This window comes from Variovorax sp. CCNWLW186, from assembly GCF_037203865.1.
Lineage (GTDB): Bacteria > Pseudomonadota > Gammaproteobacteria > Burkholderiales > Burkholderiaceae_C > Variovorax.
The window spans coordinates 1-21,320 of record NZ_JBBCBO010000015.1; the positions used below are offsets into that span (position 1 = coordinate 1).

At 63.8% G+C, this 21,320-nt stretch carries 19 protein-coding genes; 12 read left to right on the plus strand and 7 right to left on the minus strand.

Annotated features, from left to right (window positions below):
- Window positions 1-130: 130 nt before the first annotated feature.
- Entirely contained in the window at window positions 131-916 is a 786-nt protein-coding gene (locus tag V9K97_RS17995; protein WP_337319713.1) for a FadR/GntR family transcriptional regulator, read from the minus strand.
- Between the two features lie 191 nt (window positions 917-1,107).
- Between V9K97_RS17995 and V9K97_RS18000 the strand changes: the two genes are divergently transcribed.
- From V9K97_RS18000 to V9K97_RS18045, 10 genes are all read left to right on the plus strand, one after another.
- Window positions 1,108-2,313 carry an ABC transporter substrate-binding protein gene (locus V9K97_RS18000; RefSeq protein WP_337319715.1) on the plus strand — a complete coding sequence of 402 codons (1,206 nt, stop codon included), beginning with the start codon at window positions 1,108-1,110 and terminating at the stop codon, window positions 2,311-2,313.
- 25 nt (window positions 2,314-2,338) lie between these two features.
- Window positions 2,339-3,199 (plus strand): branched-chain amino acid ABC transporter permease, encoded by an 861-nt coding sequence (locus V9K97_RS18005; RefSeq protein ID WP_062362478.1) that lies wholly within the window; start codon window positions 2,339-2,341, stop codon window positions 3,197-3,199.
- 8 nt (window positions 3,200-3,207) lie between these two features.
- A complete protein-coding gene (locus V9K97_RS18010) occupies window positions 3,208-4,167 on the plus strand; it encodes a branched-chain amino acid ABC transporter permease (RefSeq protein ID WP_337319717.1) in 960 nt (319 codons plus the stop codon).
- Complete coding sequence (locus tag V9K97_RS18015; protein ID WP_258505010.1) at window positions 4,164-4,931, plus strand: ABC transporter ATP-binding protein; 768 nt, start codon at window positions 4,164-4,166, stop codon at window positions 4,929-4,931. The genes V9K97_RS18010 and V9K97_RS18015 overlap by 4 nt, the downstream gene beginning before the upstream one ends.
- Complete coding sequence (locus V9K97_RS18020) at window positions 4,928-5,641, plus strand: ABC transporter ATP-binding protein (protein ID WP_337295434.1); 714 nt, start codon at window positions 4,928-4,930, stop codon at window positions 5,639-5,641. Before V9K97_RS18015 ends, V9K97_RS18020 begins: the two co-directional genes overlap by 4 nt.
- Window positions 5,642-5,675: 34 nt before the next feature.
- Window positions 5,676-6,932, plus strand: a complete 1,257-nt coding sequence (locus tag V9K97_RS18025) for a Zn-dependent hydrolase (protein ID WP_337319719.1) — start codon at window positions 5,676-5,678, stop codon at window positions 6,930-6,932.
- A complete protein-coding gene (locus tag V9K97_RS18030) occupies window positions 6,929-8,401 on the plus strand; it encodes a M81 family metallopeptidase (RefSeq protein ID WP_337319721.1) in 1,473 nt (490 codons plus the stop codon). The genes V9K97_RS18025 and V9K97_RS18030 overlap by 4 nt, the downstream gene beginning before the upstream one ends.
- 95 nt (window positions 8,402-8,496) lie before the next feature.
- Window positions 8,497-9,255, plus strand: coding sequence for an ABC transporter permease (locus V9K97_RS18035; protein ID WP_337319723.1), 759 nt, complete (start codon window positions 8,497-8,499; stop codon window positions 9,253-9,255).
- Window positions 9,256-9,269: 14 nt separating this feature from the next.
- Window positions 9,270-9,971, plus strand: a complete 702-nt coding sequence (locus V9K97_RS18040; RefSeq protein ID WP_258508321.1) for an ABC transporter ATP-binding protein — start codon at window positions 9,270-9,272, stop codon at window positions 9,969-9,971.
- Complete coding sequence (locus V9K97_RS18045) at window positions 9,968-10,825, plus strand: substrate-binding domain-containing protein (RefSeq protein ID WP_337319726.1); 858 nt, start codon at window positions 9,968-9,970, stop codon at window positions 10,823-10,825. The genes V9K97_RS18040 and V9K97_RS18045 overlap by 4 nt, the downstream gene beginning before the upstream one ends.
- A gap of 899 nt (window positions 10,826-11,724) precedes the next feature.
- On the opposite strand, the gene V9K97_RS18050 is transcribed toward V9K97_RS18045, so the two are convergent.
- From V9K97_RS18050 to V9K97_RS18070, 5 genes are all read right to left on the minus strand, one after another.
- Window positions 11,725-12,135 (minus strand): hypothetical protein, encoded by a 411-nt coding sequence (locus V9K97_RS18050; RefSeq protein WP_337319728.1) that lies wholly within the window; start codon window positions 12,133-12,135, stop codon window positions 11,725-11,727.
- The gene (locus V9K97_RS18055; RefSeq protein ID WP_337295429.1) at window positions 12,132-12,581 is read right to left on the minus strand and encodes a hypothetical protein; all 450 of its coding nucleotides are present in this window, start codon (window positions 12,579-12,581) and stop codon (window positions 12,132-12,134) included. The genes V9K97_RS18050 and V9K97_RS18055 overlap by 4 nt, the downstream gene beginning before the upstream one ends.
- Entirely contained in the window at window positions 12,578-13,297 is a 720-nt protein-coding gene (locus V9K97_RS18060; RefSeq protein ID WP_337319730.1) for an RHS repeat-associated core domain-containing protein, read from the minus strand. The genes V9K97_RS18055 and V9K97_RS18060 overlap by 4 nt, the downstream gene beginning before the upstream one ends.
- A 205-nt stretch (window positions 13,298-13,502) precedes the next feature.
- On the minus strand, window positions 13,503-13,886 hold the full coding sequence (locus V9K97_RS18065; RefSeq protein WP_337319732.1) for a hypothetical protein: 384 nt from the start codon (window positions 13,884-13,886) through the stop codon (window positions 13,503-13,505).
- Between the two features lie 89 nt (window positions 13,887-13,975).
- Window positions 13,976-18,643 carry an RHS repeat-associated core domain-containing protein gene (locus V9K97_RS18070; protein WP_337319734.1) on the minus strand — a complete coding sequence of 1,556 codons (4,668 nt, stop codon included), beginning with the start codon at window positions 18,641-18,643 and terminating at the stop codon, window positions 13,976-13,978.
- A gap of 465 nt (window positions 18,644-19,108) precedes the next feature.
- Between V9K97_RS18070 and V9K97_RS18075 the strand changes: the two genes are divergently transcribed.
- Complete coding sequence (locus V9K97_RS18075) at window positions 19,109-19,486, plus strand: nuclear transport factor 2 family protein (RefSeq protein WP_126747520.1); 378 nt, start codon at window positions 19,109-19,111, stop codon at window positions 19,484-19,486.
- Window positions 19,487-19,496: 10 nt separating this feature from the next.
- Here the strand turns inward: V9K97_RS18075 and V9K97_RS18080 are convergent, their stop codons facing one another.
- Window positions 19,497-20,633 carry a helix-turn-helix domain-containing protein gene (locus tag V9K97_RS18080; RefSeq protein WP_337319737.1) on the minus strand — a complete coding sequence of 379 codons (1,137 nt, stop codon included), beginning with the start codon at window positions 20,631-20,633 and terminating at the stop codon, window positions 19,497-19,499.
- A gap of 181 nt (window positions 20,634-20,814) precedes the next feature.
- Between V9K97_RS18080 and V9K97_RS18085 the strand changes: the two genes are divergently transcribed.
- Window positions 20,815-21,312: a (2Fe-2S)-binding protein gene (locus V9K97_RS18085; protein ID WP_337319739.1), complete on the plus strand. Its 498-nt coding sequence runs from the start codon at window positions 20,815-20,817 to the stop codon at window positions 21,310-21,312.
- Window positions 21,313-21,320: the final 8 nt, after the last annotated feature.

Below are 21,320 nucleotides of genomic sequence, written 5' to 3' on the forward strand. Positions count from 1 at the left end.
ATAAAGGAGGAGGGGCGCAGCCCCGGGGGACATTCGCGGAGGGGAGTACCCGGTGGCCTTTGCACAAGCCCTGAACAGCGGCGCCTCGAACAACGCCCGAACAGCGTCGACCTGAATCGGCGATGCCCGCCTACCGCTGCCCGCTAGGCAACAACAAATGCTTGGCCCCGATATGCGCCTCCATCTCATGCATGTGCGCCTCGGCATCGACCATGTGCTCGGCCATCAGCCGGCGCACCTCATCCGCATCTTCCCGGCGATAGGCCGCCAGCAGCTGCGTGTGGTAGTCGACATTGGCCTCGCCAAAGTGGTGATGGTCCAGTGCCTTCTTGTAGACCACCAAGTCGCGCAGCAAGTCATTCAGGAAGCGGCACATGAATGAGAGCACCGGATTGGGGCAGGCCTCCGCCAGCATTGTGTGAAACGCAAGCTCGGCCTCGCGCTGCGTGCGCAGTTCATCTTCGTTGGTGGGCTCCAGCGTGCAAAGGCGCACATTCGCTTCCAGCCGTTCGAACTGTTCGGGCGTCAGCTTGCCGATCACGCTCACCGCCAACTCGGGCTCCAGCACCTTGCGCAACTGGTAGATGTGGTGGCCGTCCAGGTGATGAAAGTGCAGAAAGTTGCGTAGCGGCTCCGACGCATGGTCGACCGACACCTGCTGCAGATATGCCCCGCCGCCCGGTCCCGTGCGGATCGAGATCAGCCCGCGCACCTCCAGCGCCTTCAAGGCTTCTCGCACCGTGCTCTTCGAATAGCCGAAGAGCTCGATCAGTTCCTTCTCATTCGGCAGCCGGTCGCCCGGCTGCTTGCGCTCGGCAACGATCCAGCGCTTGACGTCCTCGACGATGACGTCGGAGAGCTTTTGCCGCTTTGGGCGGTTCTGCCCAAAGGCCATGGCGTCCTGCGTCGATTTCATGCGTAGCGAATCATTTTCGAGAGTGATGAGGCATCTGGAGCAGGTATCGGGCCCGGACCTTCCCCGAATTTTGGCACGGCCATTGCTAGCGGGTTTTTACCAGCATATTAATCATATTTATCCGCTTAAATTCGCAGCCGACCTGAGGCCGCGCCTTTTCTCTTACCTCCCAACCACGTCCGGAGAATTCCATGCAACGCAGACACCTTCTTCAGCTCGCCGCCCTGTCGGCCGCTCCCGCCTCGCTCCTGGCTGGCCGCGCCGCCTTTGCGCAATCGGCCGATGCCATCCGCTTCGGCTGCCCGGTGCCCATGTCGGGCGCCTTTGCGGCCAACGGCAAGTTCGCCGACCTGGGCATGAAGCTGGCTATCGAGCAATACGGCAGCGTGCTCAAGCGCCCACTGGCCTACACAGTGCTCGACACCGAAGGCAAGCCGGCCACCGCTGTTCGCAAGGTGCAGGAAGCCTCGCAGCAGCAAGGCGCCAAGTTCTTCGCGGGCGGCATCCTGTCGTCTGAAGCACTGGCCATGGGCAAGGAGGCCGAAAAGGCCGGCGGCGTGTTCATCACCACCGCGGGTGCCGACGAAATTACGGGCAAGGACTGCAACCCCGCCACGTTCCGCTGGTCGGTGCCCACCTTCGGCGCCATCGAGCAGACGGTGCGCCCGCTGATTGCATCGATGCCCAAGGCCAGGCGCTGGTACACCATCACGCCGCAGTACGTGTTCGGCGAAGGCCTCCTGGGCGCGGCCAAGAACATCTTCCAGGAGAAGGGCATCGAGCACGTGGGCAACAGCTACCACTCGCTCAACGAGAAGGAGTTCAGCGGCTACCTCACCAACGCCATGGCGGCCAAGCCCGACGTGCTGCTGCTGCTGAACTTCGGCGCGCAATCGTCGGCCGCGCTGCGCCAGGCGGTGAGCTTCGGCATGCACAAGAACATGACCATCCTCATGGCCTGGGCCTCGGGCCTGGAGCAGTTCGACGAGCTCGGCGCCGACCTGTGCGACGGCGTCTACTTTGGCGCGCAGTACTGGCACACCGCAGAGACAACGCTCAACAAAGACTTGGTGAAGCTCACTGCCGACAAGCTGAAGATCGTGCCCAACTACAGCCTCGCGGGTTCATACATCTGCACCAAGATTCTCATCGACGGCATCGTGAAAGCCGGCACCGTGGACCAGAAGGCCGTGATTGCCGCGCTGGAGGGCATGAAGTACGAAGGGCTCACCGGCACCGAAGAAATCCGCAAGGCCGACCACCAGGTCATCAAGGACTACTACCTGCTCAAGGGCAAGGCCAAGTCGAAGATGAAGAACCCGGCCGACTATGTGGACGTGGTGAGTTCGGGCAAGTCTTTCCTGCCCATCGACAAGACCGGCTGCAAGCTGGCCTGAGGACGAAGAGGACACCGACGCGCCCATGACCGTCTACCTGCTCCAGACCATCAACGGAATCGGCATCGGCATGCTGTATTTCCTGCTGGCCGTTGGCTTGTCCATCGTGTTCGGCCTGCTGCGCTTCGTGAATTTTGCGCACGGGGCTTTCTATCTGCTGGGCGCTTACCTGTGCTTTCAGGCCATGCAGTGGGGTCTCGACTTCTGGGCCGCGCTGGTGCTGGTGCCGCTGTTCGTGGGCGCGCTCGGCTGGCTGGCCGAGAAGCTGCTGCTGCGCCGCGTCTATGCCAAGGCGCATGAGTTCCACATCCTCGTGACCGTGGGGCTTGCGCTGGCGGTGCAGGAGATCGTCATCGTGTTTTGGGGGCCGCTCGGCAACAGCGTGCCGACGCCCGACCTGCTGCAGGGCGTGGTGATGTGGGGCAGCTTCATCTATCCCAAGTACCGATTGTTCGTGATCGGCTTCACTGCCGTGCTCGCGGTGCTGTTGTGGTGGGTGCTCGAAGGCACGCGCCTCGGTAGCGCGGTGCGCGCGGGGAGCGAATCGACCGAGATGGTGTCGCTGCTTGGCATCAACGTATTCCGCGTGTTCAGCCTGGTGTTCGCGCTGGGGGCGGCCACGGCGGCGCTGGCCGGCGTGCTGGCCGCGCCGATCCGCGGCGCGGAGCCCTTCATGGGCGTGGAGGCGCTCAGCGTCGCTTTCGTGGTGGTGGTGATCGGCGGGCTCGGCAGCTTTGGCGGGGCGCTGGTCGGCGGCCTGCTGATCGGCATCGTGCAAAGCCTCATGAGCACCATCTGGCCGCCGGGGGCGAGCCTGATGATCTACGTTGCAATGGGTGCGGTGCTGCTCTTGCGCCCGCATGGCTTGCTCGGCCGCAGAGGATGAACATCGCCATGCCAAGAAAAGTAACTTTCCTCCTGGCGCTCGTCGTTGCGCTGGGCCTTCCGCTGGTGCTGCGCTCGGGCTCGCTCGCGAGCGAGGTGCTCATTTATGCGCTTGCCGCGCTGGGCTGCAACCTGCTGCTGGGCTACACGGGCCTGCTGTCGTTCGGCCAGGGCATCTTCTTTGGGCTGGGCAGCTACACCATCGCAATTCTGCTCACGCGGCTGCAGCTGCCGATGCCGCTCGCGCTGCTGGCCGCCATCGCCATGGGGGCGCTCGGTGCAGCGGTGGTCGGCTGGGTGGCCATTCGCCAGCGCGGCACCTACTTCGTGATGCTCACGCTGGCCTTCGCGCAGATGTTCTACTTTGTGGCGTACACCGCTTCGGGGCTCACGGGTGGCGACAACGGCCTGCTCGACGTGCCGCGCCCCGCCTTCATGGACACGCCCTGGAAGTACTACGCCTTTGTGGCGGTGGTGTTCCTCATTGCCTTCGGCCTGCTGCTGCGCGTGACTGACTCCGTGTTCGGCCGCACGCTGCTCGCCATCCGCGACAACGAGGACCGCGCCGCCGCGGTGGGCTACGACCTCAAGCGCTTCAAGCTGCTGGCCTTCGTGATCTCGGGCGCCGTCACCGGCCTTGCGGGCGGACTGCACGCGATGATGACCGGCATTGCGCCGCTGTCGAATGCCGAGTACCACACGAGCGAAATGATCCTGGTGATTACCGTGATCGGGGGCACCGGCAACCTGTTCGCTTCGGTGCTGGGCTCCGCCTTCTATGTGCTGCTGGCCGACTGGCTTTCCACGCTGTGGCCGCGATGGCTGCTCTTGCTGGGGCTCTTGCTGATCGGCGTGAGCATCGGCATGCAGCGCGGCCTCTGGGGGCTGGGCGAAAGCGCCTGGCGCCGGGTGTTCCGCAAGACGCCTACTGCGGACAAGGCGCCGCTGGCACAGGGAGAAAAAGCATGAGCGACATCCTCATCGAAGCCATCGGAGTCACCAAGCACTACGGCAAGTTCGCCGCGCTCGGCGGCGTCGACCTGAAGATCAGGCGCAACACCGTGCACTCGGTGATCGGCCCGAATGGCGCGGGCAAGACCACGCTGTTCCACATGCTCACGGGCACCGGCACAACAACCGGTGGACGCATCCTGTTCGACGGCCACGATGTGACGCGCGAGCCCGACCACAAGCGCGTGCAGCGCGGCATGGCGCGTTCGTTTCAGGTCACCAGCCTGTTCGCCAGCTTGCCGGTGCGCGAGAACCTGCGCGTGGCGGCGCAGGGCATTGCGCCGCGCCAGGCCATGAACTGCTGGCGTGCGCCGGTCGGCGAGCGCGCCTGTGCCGAGACGGTGGCCGAGGTGCTGGAACGCGTGGGCCTCACGCGGCTGGCCGACGTGCCCGCCAGCGAGCTTTCGCACGGGCAGCAGCGCCGCCTCGAGGTGGGCATGGCGCTGGCCGCGAAGCCCAAGGCCATCTTCCTGGACGAGCCGACCTCGGGCATGGGCATCGACGATCTGGACGACATGAAGCGACTGATCCGCGGGCTGCGCGACGCGCACACCGTGGTGCTCATCGAGCACAACATGAACATCGTGATGGACATTTCCGACACCGTGACGGTGATGCAACTGGGCCGCGTGCTGGCCGAAGGCTTGCCCGGCGACATCCGGGCCGATGCGCGCGTGCGTACGGCCTACCTGGGCAACATGATCACCGGAGGCAAGGCATGAGCGGGAAGAACATCCTCGAAGTCGAGGCGCTGCACGCGCACTACGGCAAGAGCCATGTACTGCAGGGCGTGTCGATGACGGTGGGCGAGGCTGAACTGGTCACGCTGCTCGGCCGCAACGGCGCGGGCAAGTCGACCACGCTCAAGAGCATTGCCGGTGCGGTCACGCCAACCAGCGGCCGCGTGCGCTTTCAAGGGGCGGACATCGCGGGCATGCCGCCGCACCGCATTGCCACGCGCGGCGTGTGCCTGGTGCCCGAGCATCGCGGCGTCTTCAAGCTGCTGACGGTGGAAGAAAACCTGCTGCTCGGACAGCGGCGCGACTCGCCCTGGCAGCTCGACGACATCTACCGCATCTTTCCGCGCCTGAAGGAGCGGCGCCGCAATGGCGGTGGCCAGCTTTCGGGCGGCGAGCAGCAGATGCTGGCCATTGGCCGCGCGCTGATGAACCACCCGCGCCTGCTGATTCTCGACGAGCCCGTGGAAGGCCTTGCACCGGTCATCGTGGAAGAAATCGTCGCGCAGCTCAAGCTCATCAAGGCGGCCGGCGTGGCCATCCTGCTGGTGGAGCAGAACCTGGAAGTCTGCGTGCAACTGGCCGACCGGCACTACATCCTGGAGCAGGGCGTGGTGGTGCACGAGGCCGGCAATGCCGCCTTCATGGCCGACCACGATGTGAAAGACCGCTACTTGGGCGTGGGCCTTGCTTGAGGCCTTCGAACCCCTTCATCTTTTTTGCAAAGCCATGAACTCACCCACCCAACTCCGCATCAACGGCGACCGCCTCTGGAACTCGCTGATGGACCTGGCGAAGCTCGGCGCGACCGAGAAGGGCGGCGTCTGCCGCATTGCACTGACCGACCTCGACCGGCAGGGCCGAGACCTCTTTACCCGCTGGGCGCGCGAAGCCGGCTGCGAAGTGCGTGTCGACCAGATCGGCAACATCTTCGCGCGCCGCGCGGGCCGCGACAACACGCTCCCGCCGGTGGTTACGGGCAGCCATATCGACACCCAGCCCACGGGCGGAAAGTTCGACGGCAACTATGGCGTGCTGGCCGGGCTGGAGGTGATCCGCAGCCTGAACGATGCCAAGATCGTGACCGGGGCCCCGCTGGAAATTGCGGTGTGGACCAACGAGGAGGGCTCGCGCTTCGTGCCTGTGATGATGGGCTCGGGCGTGTTCGTGGATGCCTTCACGCTCGAGCATGCGCTCGCGCAGCGCGACACCGAGGGCATCAGCGTGGCCGAAGCGCTGGCTTCCATCGGCTACGCAGGCAGCGCGCCGGCTTCGGCCGCGGCATCGCCGGTGGGCGCTTATTTCGAAGCGCACATCGAACAGGGGCCGGTGCTCGAGGCGAATGAGCGCGTCATCGGCGTGGTCGAGGGCGCACTGGGGCAACGCTGGTACGACGTGGTGGTGCAGGGCATGGAAGCCCACGCCGGCCCCACGCCCATGGAACTTCGCAAAGACGCATTGCTCGCGGCCTCCGAGCTGGTGATCGAAGTCAACCGCATCGCGCTGGCCCATGCGCCGCACGCGCGCGGCACGGTGGGTTGGATCGACAACTATCCGAACTCGCGCAATGTGATCCCGGGGCGCGTGAAGCTCAGCGTCGACTTGCGCGCGGCGGACGACGTGGTGCTCTCGGCCATGGACACCGAACTGAAGGAGGCCGTGCAGCGCATTGCCGCCAAGGCCAAAGTCGACGCCACGGTGGAGCAGGTCGTCTACTTTCCCCCGCAGCCCTTCACGCCCGCGCTGGTGTCTGCCATTCGAGAGGCGGCGCAGGCGCAGGGCATGACCTGGATGAACGTGATCAGCGGCGCGGGGCACGACGCGGTGTACTTGGCCCGCGTGTGTCCCACGGCAATGATCTTCGTGCCGTGCCTCGACGGCATCAGCCACAACGAGATCGAGGATGCGCAGCCCGACCATCTCGAGGCCGGCTGCAATGTGCTGCTGCAGGCCATGCTGCAAAGCGCGGGAGTGGCATCGCAATGAAGGTGCTGATCGCAAGGCTCAACCACGAGACCAACACCTTCTCGCCGGTGCCCACGCCGCTCGCGGCCTTCGGCCCCGATGGCCCCACGTTCGGCGAGCAGGCCTACAGGGACAACAAGGGCATGCGCACCGCCATGTCGGCCTTCATCGACCTGGCCGAGCAGGCGGGCGCGACGCTGGTCACGCCGGTGTCGGCCTCGGCCAACCCCAGCGGGCCGGTCGATGCAGAGGCCTACACCACGCTCACCCAGTGCATCGTCGATGCGGCGCCGGGCTGCGATGCCATCCTGCTCGACCTGCACGGCGCCATGGTGGCGCAGAACAGCGCCGATGGGGAGGGCGACCTGCTGGTGCGTTTGCGCGCCGCGGCGCCCGGCGTGCCCATTGGCGTGGCGCTCGACCTGCATGCCAACGTCACGCCCGCGATGGTCGGCAATGCGGACGTGATCGTCGGCTTCAAGACCTATCCGCACATTGACATGTACGAGACGGGTGAGCATGCCGGCCGGCTGCTTTTCGACCTGCTCGCGGGGCGCAGCAAGCCCGCGATGCGCTGGCACCAGTTGCCCCTGATGGCGCACACGCTGCGCAGCGCGTCGTTCACCGGCGCAATGCAGCGGGCCATCGACGCGGCACGCGAAGCCGAAAAATCGGAATCGCTCGCGGTGTCGATCTTTGCCGGCTTTTCGCTGTCGGACATCGAGGCGCCTTGCATGAGCGTGGTGGCGGTCGATGCGCAATCTCCAGAGCGTGCGCAGGCGACGGCCTACCGCATTGCGGCGCAGATGTGGGAGGAGCGCGAAGCATTCATCTACCGCAGCGAGCCGCTGGCCGAATCGGTGGCGCGTGCCAAGGCCATCGCCCAAGGCGCGACACGGCCTGTGCTGCTGCTCGACCATGGCGACAACTGCATGTCGGGCGGCAGCTGCGACACCATGGACGTGCTGCAGGAAGCGCTGTCGCAGGGGCTCGACGGCATCGGCGTGGGCCCGCTGTGCGACCCCGAGGCGGTGGCCGAGCTCATTGCGGCAGGCGAGGGGGCTACGGTTTCGGTCGCGCTGGGCAACAAGGTGTCGCTGGAAGGCATCGGCCTGTCGAAGAAGCCCGTCATGCTGACCGGCACGGTGCGCACCGTCTGCAACGGCGAATACGTGATCACCGGCCCGACCTACACCGGCCAGCGCAGCAGCATGGGCCGCACGGTGCTGTTCGACATCGGCGCGGCGCGCATCGTGGTGACCGAGCGAACGCAGGAGCCCTGGGACATCGGCGTCTTCGAATGCGCGGGGCTCGATCCGCGCAAAGAGCGGTTCTTGCTGCTCAAGTCGCGCATGTACTGCCGGCCGGTGTTCGAGCCGATCTCGGCCGCCCTGGTCGAGTGCGACAGCCCGGGCGTGACCAGTTCGGACTACGGCCTGTTCCCGTTTTCGAAGGTGCGCAGGCCCGTGTTTCCGCTCGACGCAATCTGAGCGGACGGGGTATTCGCCTACCTATGCAAAAAGTTGCATAGGTAATTGGAGGTACACCCCGATACTGCGGCGCTTCCACCCATGAAGCCCACCGCGTGAACACTTTTGCACAGAGCGCCGTCGCCGCTTGGCAGCTGCTCGTGTCGGGCGATCCGGTGCTGCTGGCGATCGTCGGGCGGTCGCTCGCGGTCAGTGCCAGTGCGTGCGCGCTGGCTTGCGGGCTGGGCCTGCTGCTGGGGGCATGGCTTGGCGTGGCGCGCTTTCGTGGCCGCGCCGCGCTGCTCACGGTGCTGAACACGCTGCTGGCGCTGCCCTCGGTGGTGGTCGGGCTGGTCATCTACCTGCTGCTGTCGCGCTCCGGGCCGCTCGGGTTCCTGGGCTGGCTTTTCTCGTTCAAGGCCATGGTGCTAGCACAGACCGTGCTGGTGCTGCCGGTGGTTACGGCGCTCACGCGCCAGACCATCGAGGATGCCGAGCGCGCGCACGGCGAGCAGCTGCGCTCGCTGGGCGCGGGGCCGTTGGTGCGCGCGCTGCTGCTGGTGTGGGACGAGCGCTACGCGTTGCTCACCGTGCTCATCGCGGCCTTCGGTCGCGCCGTCTCGGAAGTGGGCGCGGTGATGGTGGTGGGCGGCAACATCGACGGCTTCACGCGCGTGATGACCACCGCCATCGCGCTCGAAACCAGCAAGGGCGACCTGCCGCTGGCGCTGGCGCTGGGCATCGTGCTGCTGGGGGTGGTGCTGGTGCTCAACCTGGCCATTGCCGCCGTTCGCGGCTGGCGCGAGCGCGTCGACGGCGGCGGGGGCGAAGGCAGCGGCCTTGCGGTCTGGCGCCGGCCGGAGGTGCGGCCGTGAACGAACAGGTGCAGATGGCGAGCGCCGACAACACCGTGTTCGCGCTGTACGGCGTCGATGTTCGCCTCGGGCGCGTGGCGGCGCTGCAAGGCGCCACCCTGACCATCGCGGCCGGCGAGCGCGTGGCCCTCATCGGCGCCAACGGCAGCGGCAAGACCACGCTGCTGCGGCTGCTGCACGGGCTGGTGCCGCACGCGGCCGGAAGCTTCACCAGCGCGGCGCCGCGGCGCCATCAGGCCATGCTTTTCCAGCGCCCCCACATGCTGCGCGCTTCGGTAGTCTTCAACGTGGCGATGGCGCTGTGGCTGCGCGGCACGCGCTGGCGCGATGCGCGCCGCGCCGCCATTCCGGCGCTGGCGCGCGTGGGGCTCGAAGACCTGGCTGACCGGAATGCCCGCGCCTTGTCGGGCGGCCAGCAGCAGCGGGTGGCGCTGGCACGTGCCTGGGCGCTGCATCCGGCGGTGCTGCTGCTCGACGAGCCCACCGCCAGCCTCGACCCCACCGCCAAGCGCGAGGTCGAAACGCTCATTGCCGAAGCCGCGGTCGGCCGCACGCTGGTGTTTGCAAGCCACAACCTGGGACAGGTGAAGCGCCTGGCCAGCCGCGTGGTCTATCTGGAGCACGGCCGCGTGCTGGCCGATTTGCCTGTGCATGATTTTTTCCATGGGCCCCTGCCTGAAGAGGCCCGCCTGTTCGTCAAAGGAGAGTTGGCATGAATCCGTTCTTCAAGCGCCGCGGCAATGCGGGCATCCGGGCCTCGCTGGCGATGGCTGTTTTCTTCATGGCCGCGGGTGCCGTGCAGGCCGAGACCATCACCATGGCCTCGACCACGTCCACCGAGCAGTCGGGCTTGTTCGCCCATCTGCTGCCGGCCTTCAAGAAGGCCAGCGACATCGACGTCAAGGTGGTGGCGGTGGGTACCGGCCAGGCCATCGACATGGCCAAGCGCGGCGATGCCGACGTGCTGTTCGTGCACGACACCGCGGCCGAGGAGAAATTCGTGGCCGAGGGCTTCAGCGCCAAGCGTTATCCGGTGATGTACAACGACTTCGTGCTTGTGGGCCCGAAGGCCGACCCGGCCGGCGCGAGCGGCAAGGACATTGCCGCCGCGCTGAAGAAGATTGCCGCGGCCAACGCGCCTTTTGTTTCGCGCGGCGACAAGAGCGGCACTGACGCCGCCGAGCGCCGCCTCTGGACGCAGGCCGGCGTGGCCGAAGCGGGCCAGCCCGTGCCCAACGACCGCAAGGGCTCGGGCTACAAGGAATGCGGCTGCGGCATGGGGCCGGCGCTCAACATCGCGGCGTCGTCGGGCGGTTACGTGCTGGCCGACCGCGGCACCTGGCTCAGCTTCAAGAACCGCGCCGATCTTGCGGTGCTGGTCGAGGGCGACAAGCGGCTCTTCAACCAGTACGGCGTGATGGTCGTGAGCCCGGCCAAATTCCCTTCGCTGAACAGCAAAGGCGCGCAGAAGTTCGTCGATTGGGTGATTTCGCCCGCGGGGCAGCAGAGCATTGCGGCCTACAAGATCGGCGGCGAGCAGCTGTTCTTTCCGAACGCGCTGGCAAACTAGTTCATTGGGTTCCGTCGAGCTCTGACGCTAGATTCCATTGAGTACTCACCCTTCCGCTGTGTGAGAGTCTCGGGTACTGTCTTGCAGTTCACCCCGCTATGGAGCAAACCCGTTGCTATGCCAGAAGAAAGCCAAGATGAGCGCTTGTACCAGCCACCATTGACCAACAAGAAGGCCGAAGCTGACACCAGCTAGTGGCCCACGCCTTACGCCCGTTTTTGCGAGGACGCGTGCCCCGAGAAGACAACACAGAACTCCGAGTGCCGCGAGATACCCTCGGTATCACTCTGTTGCCCACAGCGTGTGAGAAGCCACGATTGTGGTTATAGAGGCAGCGATGAAAGGCGCCCATATCACTAAAAAACGCCGTAAGTCCTTCATTGCCTGCCTTTGAAGTCGTCCATAGCTCACGCCTCCAAGGGTCAAGTCTCATCGAATCCGTGTAGCTCAACGGTTCCGATAGCTGTAAGCGCCATCCAATTCGTGGGTGATTCTCGGCCTCACGGCGACAGCCAGTGCGACGTGGCAAGCACATGCCCATCATCCGCAAGCTCGAATGACCAAGCTTCGAACCCCCTTGGCTGCAGGCGGTTGTAGTACCACGCCCTGCGCACGCACGGCGATTTGCACGGGCTGCTCGCATAAAGCGAGTTGACCTTTTGACCGTAATCAAACTCATGGGGTGTGCCCATCAGTACGACGAGTTCACGCTCAGTCATGCTTGGAGAGACTTTTGCGAAGGCAGCTTCTATGCGAGAGTGATTGAAGGCGCAACCACCGAGATACAGAACAGCGACCGCACAGCTCACCAAAGTCAGTCGCTCCAGCAGTCCACGGGCGGTTATGGCGAGCCTCCATTAAGGCTCGGCAAACCGAGTAAGCCTACTGGCCTCATCGCATCATTTCGTCGCATGAGCATTTAAATAGTCCTGAACCTCTTGGCTCAAGACGACCTGTTTGGCAACGTCGGCCACTTGACTTGGAGTGACAGTAAACAGTGCATCCTCGGGCAGCACCTTGACATCTGGCAGCGTGTCGCTCCTGGCAATGATCCACACGTAGCCGTGATCGCTCCCCTTCGAGGGCAGTCCAACTGCGTCGTATTCCGAGCCCAGCGCATGTTTGAGAACCAAGGGCGCGCCGGCATGCACCCGGCTTCTTTCTTGCGATTCAACTCCTTCGAGCACGGAGTATTCGCGCTTGGTCGCCATCTCGCCCGACCGCTTGGGATGCGGTTGATCGCCCTGACGATCCGAACACCCGACTACCATCGCCGCCACCGACAGCAGAACAAGCACCAGTTTTTTCATTTGCGGTCAAACGCCTTCAGGGCGGCCGGAACAGGATTGCTTTTTTTAATAGACAGTTCGCTCTTGCCGTAGGGGCCAGCGATGACGCAGGTGCTGTATGGGAACGGATTGCCCGGCGGCTGGATGCAGCTGCGTATACCTCCCGCGTTCAGCGCTTGATTTGTCCGAGTGGCGCAGGTGTCATTGGCTGCTTGCCCGGGGGACCTGAGCGGATCAGGCAGCGGAACACCTTCCCATGATTTGAGCGACTCGATCATCTTGGCTTCCTGCTCAGGCGTCGTGGGAATGATGATCACAGTGGTATCGCGGTAGCCCGCTTGCTTGCCGAGATAGTCGGTCAAACTGGACTCTCGCGACGTTCCCGTGCCATAGCTATAGACCCCTTGTCCCGTGAAGCCGATGGCAACGTGACCTGCCGGATTGCCCGATGTTGGGCCGCCGATCATGACGGCTGTGTCCAGTCCTTTGGGATCCGTGAAGTTGAGTGGATTGGCACCCACATAGATGCCTCTGAGCCACCCGCGAGCCCAATGGGATCGGACTGCATATACCGCCCGGTGACCGGATCGTAGAACCTGTTGTGGTTGTAGAGCAGCCCTGACTCTTGATCCTCTACTTGCCCCGGATACCGCAGGTCGAAGTTCGCCAGCGTCGTAGTGCCTGTTATGGCCGGGTTCACCTTCGGGCTCACGAATCGTGTTTTTCCTGTCGTGGACGCCACCTCTCCAAACGCACCCGTCACCCACTGCCACGCCACCTTGCCATCCGTCTGCGTCAGCCTTCTGGGCGTGTTCAGGTGGTCGCTGTGGATGGCGTATTGGGTTCCTTTCACCAGTGCGGCCAGTGGCATCGGCCCGCTGGCCGTAGGCAGGTAGATGATCTCCGTCGCCCCGGTGGCAGCTTGGCTGTTGTACAGGCCCAGGGCCATACTTTCCATGCCTTGCTCTGCCTCGCTGTACAGGGTGATGGTGTTCTGACTGGCATCGAGTTTACGCACGCGCTGGCCCAGCAGGTTGTGCTGGTCGCTGGTGGCGAAGCCCACGCCGGTGCCGAGGTCCTGGATCTCGCTCAGGAAGCCGCGGCTGGCGTTGGGTGCGCAGTTTTCAAGACGAAATTGGGCTCTTGCACTTGTTCTGCGGGCGCAAGCAGCTATTGATTTCATAGTGAAACTGCGAGAGTGCATGCGTCAGAGATTTTAGGTGGTCTGAATGAGAGCGGTATTGCACTTTCGAGTTGAGACCACCCCAACAGGCAGAAGACAAGACTTGACCCCAGCGGCCGGTAGTGTGGATGGCAGCCTCGAATTAATTTGAGCCTTTAATCACGAGCCCCTTTTTCCGTTCCGCCTGCTGTCACTATCGCCATTCCTAAATCGACTCATCCCAAAGCGAGAGACCGTGAACGTCAAACTCCATCGCATCACCTTCGCTCGGCCTTAAATTACCGAGATCAGCTAGAGACAGCGTAAATGCGGCATCACCAGCAACAACATAGGTAGTTCGATTCCCCATCGGCTCAGAGTGATGGGAAATCATTTTTACCTCGCCACGCACGTGATAACTAAACGCTTCAGCAAGCGGCACTATCTGATGCTGTCGATCTGCCCCAGTGCGCAGGCAGCTTATGCTCTCGTGGGCAATTTCAACGTCGATCTCATTGTCAAGATAGGCTTGAACATTTTCATCGGCAGGAACAAATCTCGCCCACCCATGAAACATGGTGCATCTAAAATGCGCCGGATAACCAATCATGTTCGTACATCCGAGTGGCTTAAGGTCGAGCGGATCAATTTCATCTATAAATATTTTCACAGTTCCTCACATTGGTTTTATGAAACGATTTAGTAGGTGGGCCAGTGGGCGGCACTCGAATTAGAAGGGACTGGGTTACCAAAAATATCTGTCGAACTACCTTGGCCACTGCGCCCCGTTCCAGTCCCGGGCAGATGGCCATGACCATGGGGAGTCGTATTTGGCCCATGACCCTGCGGATTATTACGCATGTAATTCGACCCATTGGGATAATAGGTATGCGTGTCAGGACTATTGAGCCGATGCGGTGGATATGGCCCAGTACTTCCCCCAACAGGCTCTAGCATCACATTGCCGTTTGAATCCGTGATGAACCTACCTATGGGGACGCCGGCCCTTGTACACGCCTGTGCGTTCTGGTAGCCACGAAGTATCCCTATCAATGAAGCAACATCTCCATTGTTGTATGCACTGCCACGCCCCGTACTTGGCTGAACCGTTGGGTACGAGTAGCTGGGGTTGTATTGCCTAATTTGGCTCAACAAAGTTTGCACGCGTGAAGCCGCGAGACCACCCGAATAGGTGACGGATGGCGGCGGTGCCTGCCGCACTTGCAGCCCCTCAGGATCAACAAAACTCAGCGGATTCCCCCCCACATACCCAAACCGGTTCCACCCGCCCTCCAGCCCGATGGGATCACTCTGCATGTAGCGCCCGGTGGTCGGTGAGTAAGAGCGGAAGTAGTTGTAGCTCAGCCCGCTCTCCGCATCGGCATACTGCCCCGGATACCGCAGGTTGAAGGTCACCGGCGTTGCGGTGGTCGTTCCGGTCGTCGGCACGGTCTCCGGCCCCGCGAACCTCTTTGCCGCAGTTGTGGGTGCGGTCTCCCCAAACGCCGAGTAAGCCCACTGCCACATCACTTGCCCGCTGCCGCTGGTGATACGCCGCGGCGTATTCAGGTGGTCGCTGTGCACCGCATACATCACACCGTTGATCACCGCCGCCACCGGCATCGGTCCGCTGGCCGTAGGCAGGTACACGTACTGCGTGTTGCCCCCGCTGCTGGCCCCGCCCATGCCCGTCTCGGCCAGAAGCGTGCCGTCCTCGTCGTAGACGAAGGCGTAGCCCAGCTTCTCCGCATCCACCGTTGATGGCGTCCAGCCCTTGGCGAAGAACGCCTCCAGCGCGCTGCCCGTCGTGCCCTGCGCCGGATACACCGGCTCGGTCTTGAAGACTCGCTGACCCAGCGCGTTGTGCGCATACCGCGTGGTCGGGCTGCTGTCGGTGCGGCCCACGGTGGCGTTGGAGAAGCGCCCCTCGGCGTCGTAGCTGAAGCCGTTGAGTCCGTCGCTTGTCAGGTCGCGGTTCGCGTTGAAGGCATAGTTGACGCTGGTGGTCGTGCTTCCTACCGTTTGACTGAAGCCCATGGCCTGGTTGGAGTCAGACGACGACAGCGCGTAGCTTCTGTTCGTGCTTTGCGTTCCAATCCCTCTCGTGCTGGTCTTGCGGTTGCCATTGGCGTCGTAAGTGAAGCCGGCCGTGTTCGCTGGATTCGTCGCAGTGGCCGGGGTAATGACGTTGAAGCCAGTCACGCGTCCCGTGGGGTCATTGGTCACGCTCCAACTGATGTTGGCATTGGTCACCGTGCTGTTGGTGGCGACCGTGTCCGCAGGCCCGAAAAGGTTCTGCGTAAGACTCGTGATCCGCCCGGCGGCGTCGTAGGCATAGCTGCTGAACTCGGTGGCGGTCATGCGCCCTGCCGTGTCGTAGGCGCGCAGGGCGTACAAGGTCGTGGCGGCATCGCTGTCGGCAAAAGCCCACCCCCACTTGAACGGCTGACCCAGCGGGTTCCAGAAGATGTTGGTGACCAGGGGTTGACCCCCCCAGTTCATCTGGATGATGCGCCCGACCGCGTCGTACGCATACGTGAGCACGGCGCCACCCGGATAAGTGACGCTGCCGGGCAGCCCGTTGGCCAGGTAGCTGTAGCTGACCTGCTGCACCGCGCCGTTGGCCAGGGTCTGCTTCTTGAGGGTGACGCGCCCGAAGGCGTCCCGGGTGTAGAGCGTGGTGGCGCTGCGGTCGGCGATGCTGGCGAGGTAGCCTTTGTTCACGCCAGTGGTGCCATAGGTGAGTGTGGTGGATTTGCCGTCCGCGAAAGTGATCACGGTCGGGCGTCCCAGCAGGTCGCGCGTCACGGTGGTGGACTGGCCGAGCGCATCGACGATGGTCTTGGGCAGGCCCAGGGCGTCGTAGGCGACTACGCGCTGGCCTGTGTCGGCGCTGTTCTCGACCGTGGCGTTGCCCTGGGCATCGCGGCCGTAGTGGGTGGTAACGCCCTTGAAATCTCTTGCTGCGGTGACGTCGTCCAGCGCGTTGTAGGCCAGGGTGGCGCTGGCATTGGCCGGGTCGGTGATGGTGGTGACGCGGCGCAGGCCATCCAGGCCGAGCTGGGTGCTCTGGTTCAGGCCATTGGCAGTCGTGATGCGTTCGCCATTGGCGTCATAAGCGAAGCTCACGCTCTGATTCACGCCCTCCGTGGCGGTGCTGACGCGGTTGATGGCGTTGACGCTTTTCACCGTGGTCCAGGCGATGTTGCCGCCGCTGGTCTTAATCTGTTCGACCGTCCGGTTGCCCATGGCATCCAGGGTGAAGGTACCGGATTCGCCTTGCTTGTTGCGCCAGCCCGTCAGGCGATGGGCGGCGTCGTAGGTGTAGCTGAACGCCTGGCCGGTGGGCAGCGTCAATGTGGCGAGGGTGCCGGTGGGGTTGTAAGTGAGCTGGGTGGTCAGTTGCCCGCCGACGGTCTGGGTCAACAGACGGTCGCGGGCGTCCCATGCGTAGGTGGTGACCAAGCCATTGGGCGCGGTCTGGCTGAGCACGCGGTTGGCGCTGTCGTAGGTGTATGAGGTGACATGGCTCAGCGGGCGCACGACGGTGAGCACGTTGCCTGACGTGTCATAGGTGTAGCTGGTGACGCCGCCGTTGGGGGCGGTCTCCGTCGCCACGAGGCCTTGCGGGTTGTAGGTCCAGCTTCGGGTCTTGGTGGTGCTGGGGCTGACCAGGGTGTCGGTGACGGCTTCGCTGAGCTTGTTGCCCTGGGCGTCGTAGGTGAAGGCGGTCTTGCGGCCGGCTTCGGTAATGAGGATCGGAAGACTGAAGGTAGCGTGCCATTGAGTAATCGTCGTGCGTACCCCCGGCTCGTACAGCGCCTCGGTCACACTGATAGGCAGGCGGCGGGACACGTCCCAGTCGGTGGTGGTCGTGATGCCCTTGAAGTCGCGCTCTCTGGTAACAAGACCATTGGCATCCTGTACTCGGCTGGCGGCATCGGCTTCGCCAGTGCCCGAAGGAAGATAAGAGCCGTCCGTCACAGCAAGCTTGCCAAGGGCGATGCCGTAGCGGTAGGTGCGGCTGGTGCCCAAGGGATCGATGATGGTGGCCGAGCCCGAGGATGGATAGCTGACCTGGTAGGTCTCGGCGTTGCCGGCAAGCTGGGTGCTTATCGCCTTGCCTTGAGCGTCATAGGCGAAGGTGGCCCACCGTGCGTTTGTTTCGTCGAAGATGCCGGTGAGGGCTTGCGGAAATGAGGTGTTCTCGTAGACGAAGCTGCGGGTCTTGGCGTCGGGGTAAGTGACGACCGACAAGCGGCCCGCTGCGTCGTAGCTGTAGCCGACGGTCTTGCCTCCCGGGGCGGTGACGTTGGCGAGTTTCCCCGCACTGTTGTAGGCCAGAGTCAGGGTGCGGCCAAACGTGTTGCTGACCGTGCTCAGGCGGCCCGAACCATCGTAGGTATACGAAGTCGTCCAGCCGTTGCGAGCGACCTGGGTTTGGAGTTTGCCGGCCGCGTTGAAATTGAAAACAGTGTCATCGTCAGCACGTTTCCAACTCCAGGCACCGGAACTGAGTTGCGTCAGCGTGTCGATGCTGTTGCTAGCGGTCCAGATGGAAGCGCCGGCAGCCTTGCCGAAGAGGCGAACGTAGCCTTCTGGCAGGGTCAGGGTGACGTCTCGCGGAGCGCCAAGCGGAGTGGCAGATAGGGTGTAGTTGTGGTTGTGAGTCCAGACTTGCCCCATAACAGCGGCGGAGCGGGAAGCATCGCTGGACCAGTTGCTGCGATATGTGCGAACGAACGAGAGAGGCGCGGGTCCTGAATCCACGAAGTCGGATTCGGAGCGGTATTTCTCGCCCGTAGCAGGAAATATCGGGTAAGGCGTCGAAGCGCCAGCAACGGGCCGTTGGCATTGACCGCCATACTGGCTTCCCCTCAGTGGATCGGCAGCACTCGGCTCAGGAACACTGGCTACGCATGAGGAACTGTTTTCCTGAAAACCCTCGCTCGTATTGCAATGGCACTGTGGGGGATTGCCTACGCTGGAAACCGTGCTGCCGACAGGGCAAACATATCTGTATGCAAAGCCTAACGATTCTCCAGAGCGTCTCACCCCAGTAGCGTTCTCTACGCTATAGAAGTCGCAAGAGCCACTGCTCTCGTCGTACTGGGTGTAACCCGTCCACCCCGGGTTCATTTTTGCGTTCCACTGCGGACCCATGCTTGCACACAACGCTGCCCTGTCTGTGCCCCATGCGGTGGGAGGTATCCCCCACAACACCTCCGTGTACATGTACTCTGTAGTGGCTGTTATCGAAGCTAAAGCATTGAGGCTTAGGCAGCACAGCAAGCCAGCAATAACAAGTCCGGAAACCCGGCCCACCGCCTGCGCGCACGCGCGTAGTAACACAGTCAATTTTTTCATGACTGGCTCCCTTGCCCGTTTCGGCTGTTTTGATTGGGGCTGAATGTGGCAGCAGCTGAAACCGCTTTTGCGCGGCTGCGGCGATGCCCGATACCCAAGTTACGACGCGCGGTGGCGTCAACGATCTCTGTTGTCATGGTTTTATCCCCCCTGAAATTTCTTGTCGCCGGTCACGCTCAGCGGACGGCTTTGGTCATCGCTTCAAACAGGCCTCAGGTCCGTTCACCCCGGGGTGCAAGCGCAAGCTTTGACGCCGGAGCCTAGCCAGTTACTGGCCGCAGCTCAAATTAGGTTTCCTGGCAGTTGACATTGATCGCCCCCTGTCACTTTTCGAGCGAGCTGCCGGCTACTCTGTTAACCAGGCGCGCCATGACCTCTCAGGTCATCGACGCCGGAAGCCCCCGGCGCGACCATTCCTTCACCCCGCGATGTTGCGGGTCGAGATCTTCGAAAGGAATCGTCATCATGAACACCGCCGCACACGACGCCACCGCCATCGCCCAGCGCTACATTGCCGTCTGGAACGAGACCGATGCCGCACGCCGGGCCGAGCTGATCGAAGCCCATTGGGCCGCCGACGCGCACTACGTCGACCCGATGGCGCAGGCCAGCGGCCGCGAGCAGATCAGCGCGCTGGTCGGCGCCGTGCACCAGCGCTACCCGGGCTTTCGTTTCAACCTGTTCGGCAAGGCCGAGGCACATGGCGACAACCTGCGCTTTTCGTGGACCCTGGGGCCGAGCGGTGCCGAAGACCTGATTCAGGGCACCGACTTTGCCCAACTCGATGCCGGCAAGCTGCAGTCGGTGACCGGGTTCCTCGACAAGGTGCCGGTAGGAGCCTGAAGGCCCGGCTTCAATCGGTGGAGCCGGGAGGGCGCCCGCGCCACAGCTTGCGGTAGACCGTGGCGCGGCTGATGCCGAGGGTGCGTGCGGCTTCGGCCACGTTGCCGCGGGCATCGGTCACGGCCTTGCGGATCAGGGCGGTTTCAACGTCGCGCAGCCGGGGCTGGGCTTCGGGCGCCACGCCCCGCGAGCCCTTGCCGCCGCGCCGGGGCTGAACCTGCACGCGCAGGCCCGACCAGAGCGGCACTTCGAGCACGGCGTCGCCGCGCCGGGCGGCGTCGAACAGCATGTTCAGCGGCAGCGCGAACAGGTCGTTGCAATGCAGGGCATGCCGGCTGCGCGCCAGCGGCTGGTGCAGCATTTGCCGCGCTGCAGCATTGGCGCCGGTGACGTTGCCGTTGGCATCGACGCACAGCAGGCCTTCGGTGGCTTCGCTGCTCGGGCAGCCCGGCCACGAGAGATGCAGCCGCAGCTCGCAGGGTTCGTTCAGCACCAGCATGTTCTCGATGCTGCGCGCCGAAAGCATGGCCAGGTGACGCAGTTCCGGCCGTTCCACCACCTGGACGCCCGTCAGGTCGAGCATGCCGATGCAGTCGCCCTGCGGACCGAAGAGCGGCGCCCCGGCGCAGCTGTAAACGCTGGTGTCCTCGAAGAAATGTTCGCCGCGGTGCAGCCACACTGACTCCTGCTCGGCCAGCGCGGTGCTGATGGCGCTGGTGCCGACCGCGCGCTCCGACAGGTCGACGCCCACCCGCGCGATGTTGCGGGCATGGCGGCTGGCGGTGTCGGTGCCGTCGGGAAGCGGGCCCACGTCGACCACTGTGCCGTCGGCATCGGTCAGGACCGCGAAATAGCGCGTGTCGGCAATGGCGCGGGACACCCGCTCGATGACCGGCCGGGCCGCCGCCACCAGCGCCCGGTTGCGCTCGGCCACCTCGCGTATGACCGACTGGCCCACGGGGTCGAAGTTCACACGCTGCTGCGGCTGTCGCCCCGCCTCGATGCAGCGCTGCCACGAGCGGACGATCCACGGCTCGATTCGCACGGTGCCTCGCGAGCGGCCGGCCTCCCCGTGGATCAGCTCCCGGCGGGCTTGCGCAATGGCGAGGGAGCGCTCGGGGATGGACGGAACGGTGGAGGCGGACATCGGGTCGATTCGCTCGGATGGGGCGTCTTTTTATGGAGCTTGCCTGGCCGCAAGTTGTTTCATTTTGAGAATTTCGCGCGCACTGCGCAAGCGGTGAGGGTTTTGCCTAGGATAGTGCAGGGGGCCGGCGTCCAAGATGCCATTCGCTGAACCAGCCATCACCTTCAACGGAGACAGCCAAATGCAGGTAGCTTTCACGGTCAACGGCCGACCGGCCACGGTCGACGCTCCCCCCAACACTTTTCTGGTGCACGCGATCCGCGAGCATCTTCATCTCACCGGCACGCACGTCGGCTGCGACACCGCCCAATGCGGCGCGTGCACCGTGCACCTGAACGGGCGCGCGGTGAAGTCGTGCAACATCCTGGTCGGGCAAGTGGCCGGCGCGCAAATCACCACCATCGAAGGCGTTGCCCAGCCCGACGGCACCATGCACCCCATGCAGGCTGCCTTCAAGGAGTGCCACGGCCTGCAATGCGGCTTTTGCACCCCCGGCATGGTCATGAGCGCCATCGACCTGTGCACGCACCACCCCAAGTCGAGCGAATCCGAGATCCGCGAACTGCTCGACGGCAACCTGTGCCGCTGCACGGGCTACCAGAACATCGTCAAGGCCGTTCAGATGGGCGGCGAGGCGATGGCCTCGGGCACCCCGGTCAAGACCACCGTCACGGCGTAAGGGGAGCA

What these genes read in the sequence shown, in the direction of transcription:
- V9K97_RS17995 (WP_337319713.1), bottom strand. Translation starts at nt 916, where the DNA reads ATGAAATCGACGCAGGACGCCATGGCCTTTGGGCAGAACCGCCCAAAG.
- V9K97_RS18070 (WP_337319734.1), bottom strand. Translation starts at nt 18,643, where the DNA reads ATGAAAAAATTGACTGTGTTACTACGCGCGTGCGCGCAGGCGGTGGGC.
- V9K97_RS18040 (WP_258508321.1), top strand. Translation starts at nt 9,270, where the DNA reads ATGGCGAGCGCCGACAACACCGTGTTCGCGCTGTACGGCGTCGATGTT.
- V9K97_RS18030 (WP_337319721.1), top strand. Translation starts at nt 6,929, where the DNA reads ATGAAGGTGCTGATCGCAAGGCTCAACCACGAGACCAACACCTTCTCG.
- V9K97_RS18065 (WP_337319732.1), bottom strand. Translation starts at nt 13,886, where the DNA reads ATGATTGGTTATCCGGCGCATTTTAGATGCACCATGTTTCATGGGTGG.
- V9K97_RS18010 (WP_337319717.1), top strand. Translation starts at nt 3,208, where the DNA reads ATGCCAAGAAAAGTAACTTTCCTCCTGGCGCTCGTCGTTGCGCTGGGC.
- V9K97_RS18075 (WP_126747520.1), top strand. Translation starts at nt 19,109, where the DNA reads ATGAACACCGCCGCACACGACGCCACCGCCATCGCCCAGCGCTACATT.
- V9K97_RS18015 (WP_258505010.1), top strand. Translation starts at nt 4,164, where the DNA reads ATGAGCGACATCCTCATCGAAGCCATCGGAGTCACCAAGCACTACGGC.
- V9K97_RS18050 (WP_337319728.1), bottom strand. Translation starts at nt 12,135, where the DNA reads ATGAAAAAACTGGTGCTTGTTCTGCTGTCGGTGGCGGCGATGGTAGTC.
- V9K97_RS18045 (WP_337319726.1), top strand. Translation starts at nt 9,968, where the DNA reads ATGAATCCGTTCTTCAAGCGCCGCGGCAATGCGGGCATCCGGGCCTCG.
- V9K97_RS18005 (WP_062362478.1), top strand. Translation starts at nt 2,339, where the DNA reads ATGACCGTCTACCTGCTCCAGACCATCAACGGAATCGGCATCGGCATG.
- V9K97_RS18080 (WP_337319737.1), bottom strand. Translation starts at nt 20,633, where the DNA reads ATGTCCGCCTCCACCGTTCCGTCCATCCCCGAGCGCTCCCTCGCCATT.
- V9K97_RS18085 (WP_337319739.1), top strand. Translation starts at nt 20,815, where the DNA reads ATGCAGGTAGCTTTCACGGTCAACGGCCGACCGGCCACGGTCGACGCT.
- V9K97_RS18000 (WP_337319715.1), top strand. Translation starts at nt 1,108, where the DNA reads ATGCAACGCAGACACCTTCTTCAGCTCGCCGCCCTGTCGGCCGCTCCC.
- V9K97_RS18025 (WP_337319719.1), top strand. Translation starts at nt 5,676, where the DNA reads ATGAACTCACCCACCCAACTCCGCATCAACGGCGACCGCCTCTGGAAC.
- V9K97_RS18055 (WP_337295429.1), bottom strand. Translation starts at nt 12,581, where the DNA reads ATGATCGGCGGCCCAACATCGGGCAATCCGGCAGGTCACGTTGCCATC.
- V9K97_RS18020 (WP_337295434.1), top strand. Translation starts at nt 4,928, where the DNA reads ATGAGCGGGAAGAACATCCTCGAAGTCGAGGCGCTGCACGCGCACTAC.
- V9K97_RS18060 (WP_337319730.1), bottom strand. Translation starts at nt 13,297, where the DNA reads ATGAAATCAATAGCTGCTTGCGCCCGCAGAACAAGTGCAAGAGCCCAA.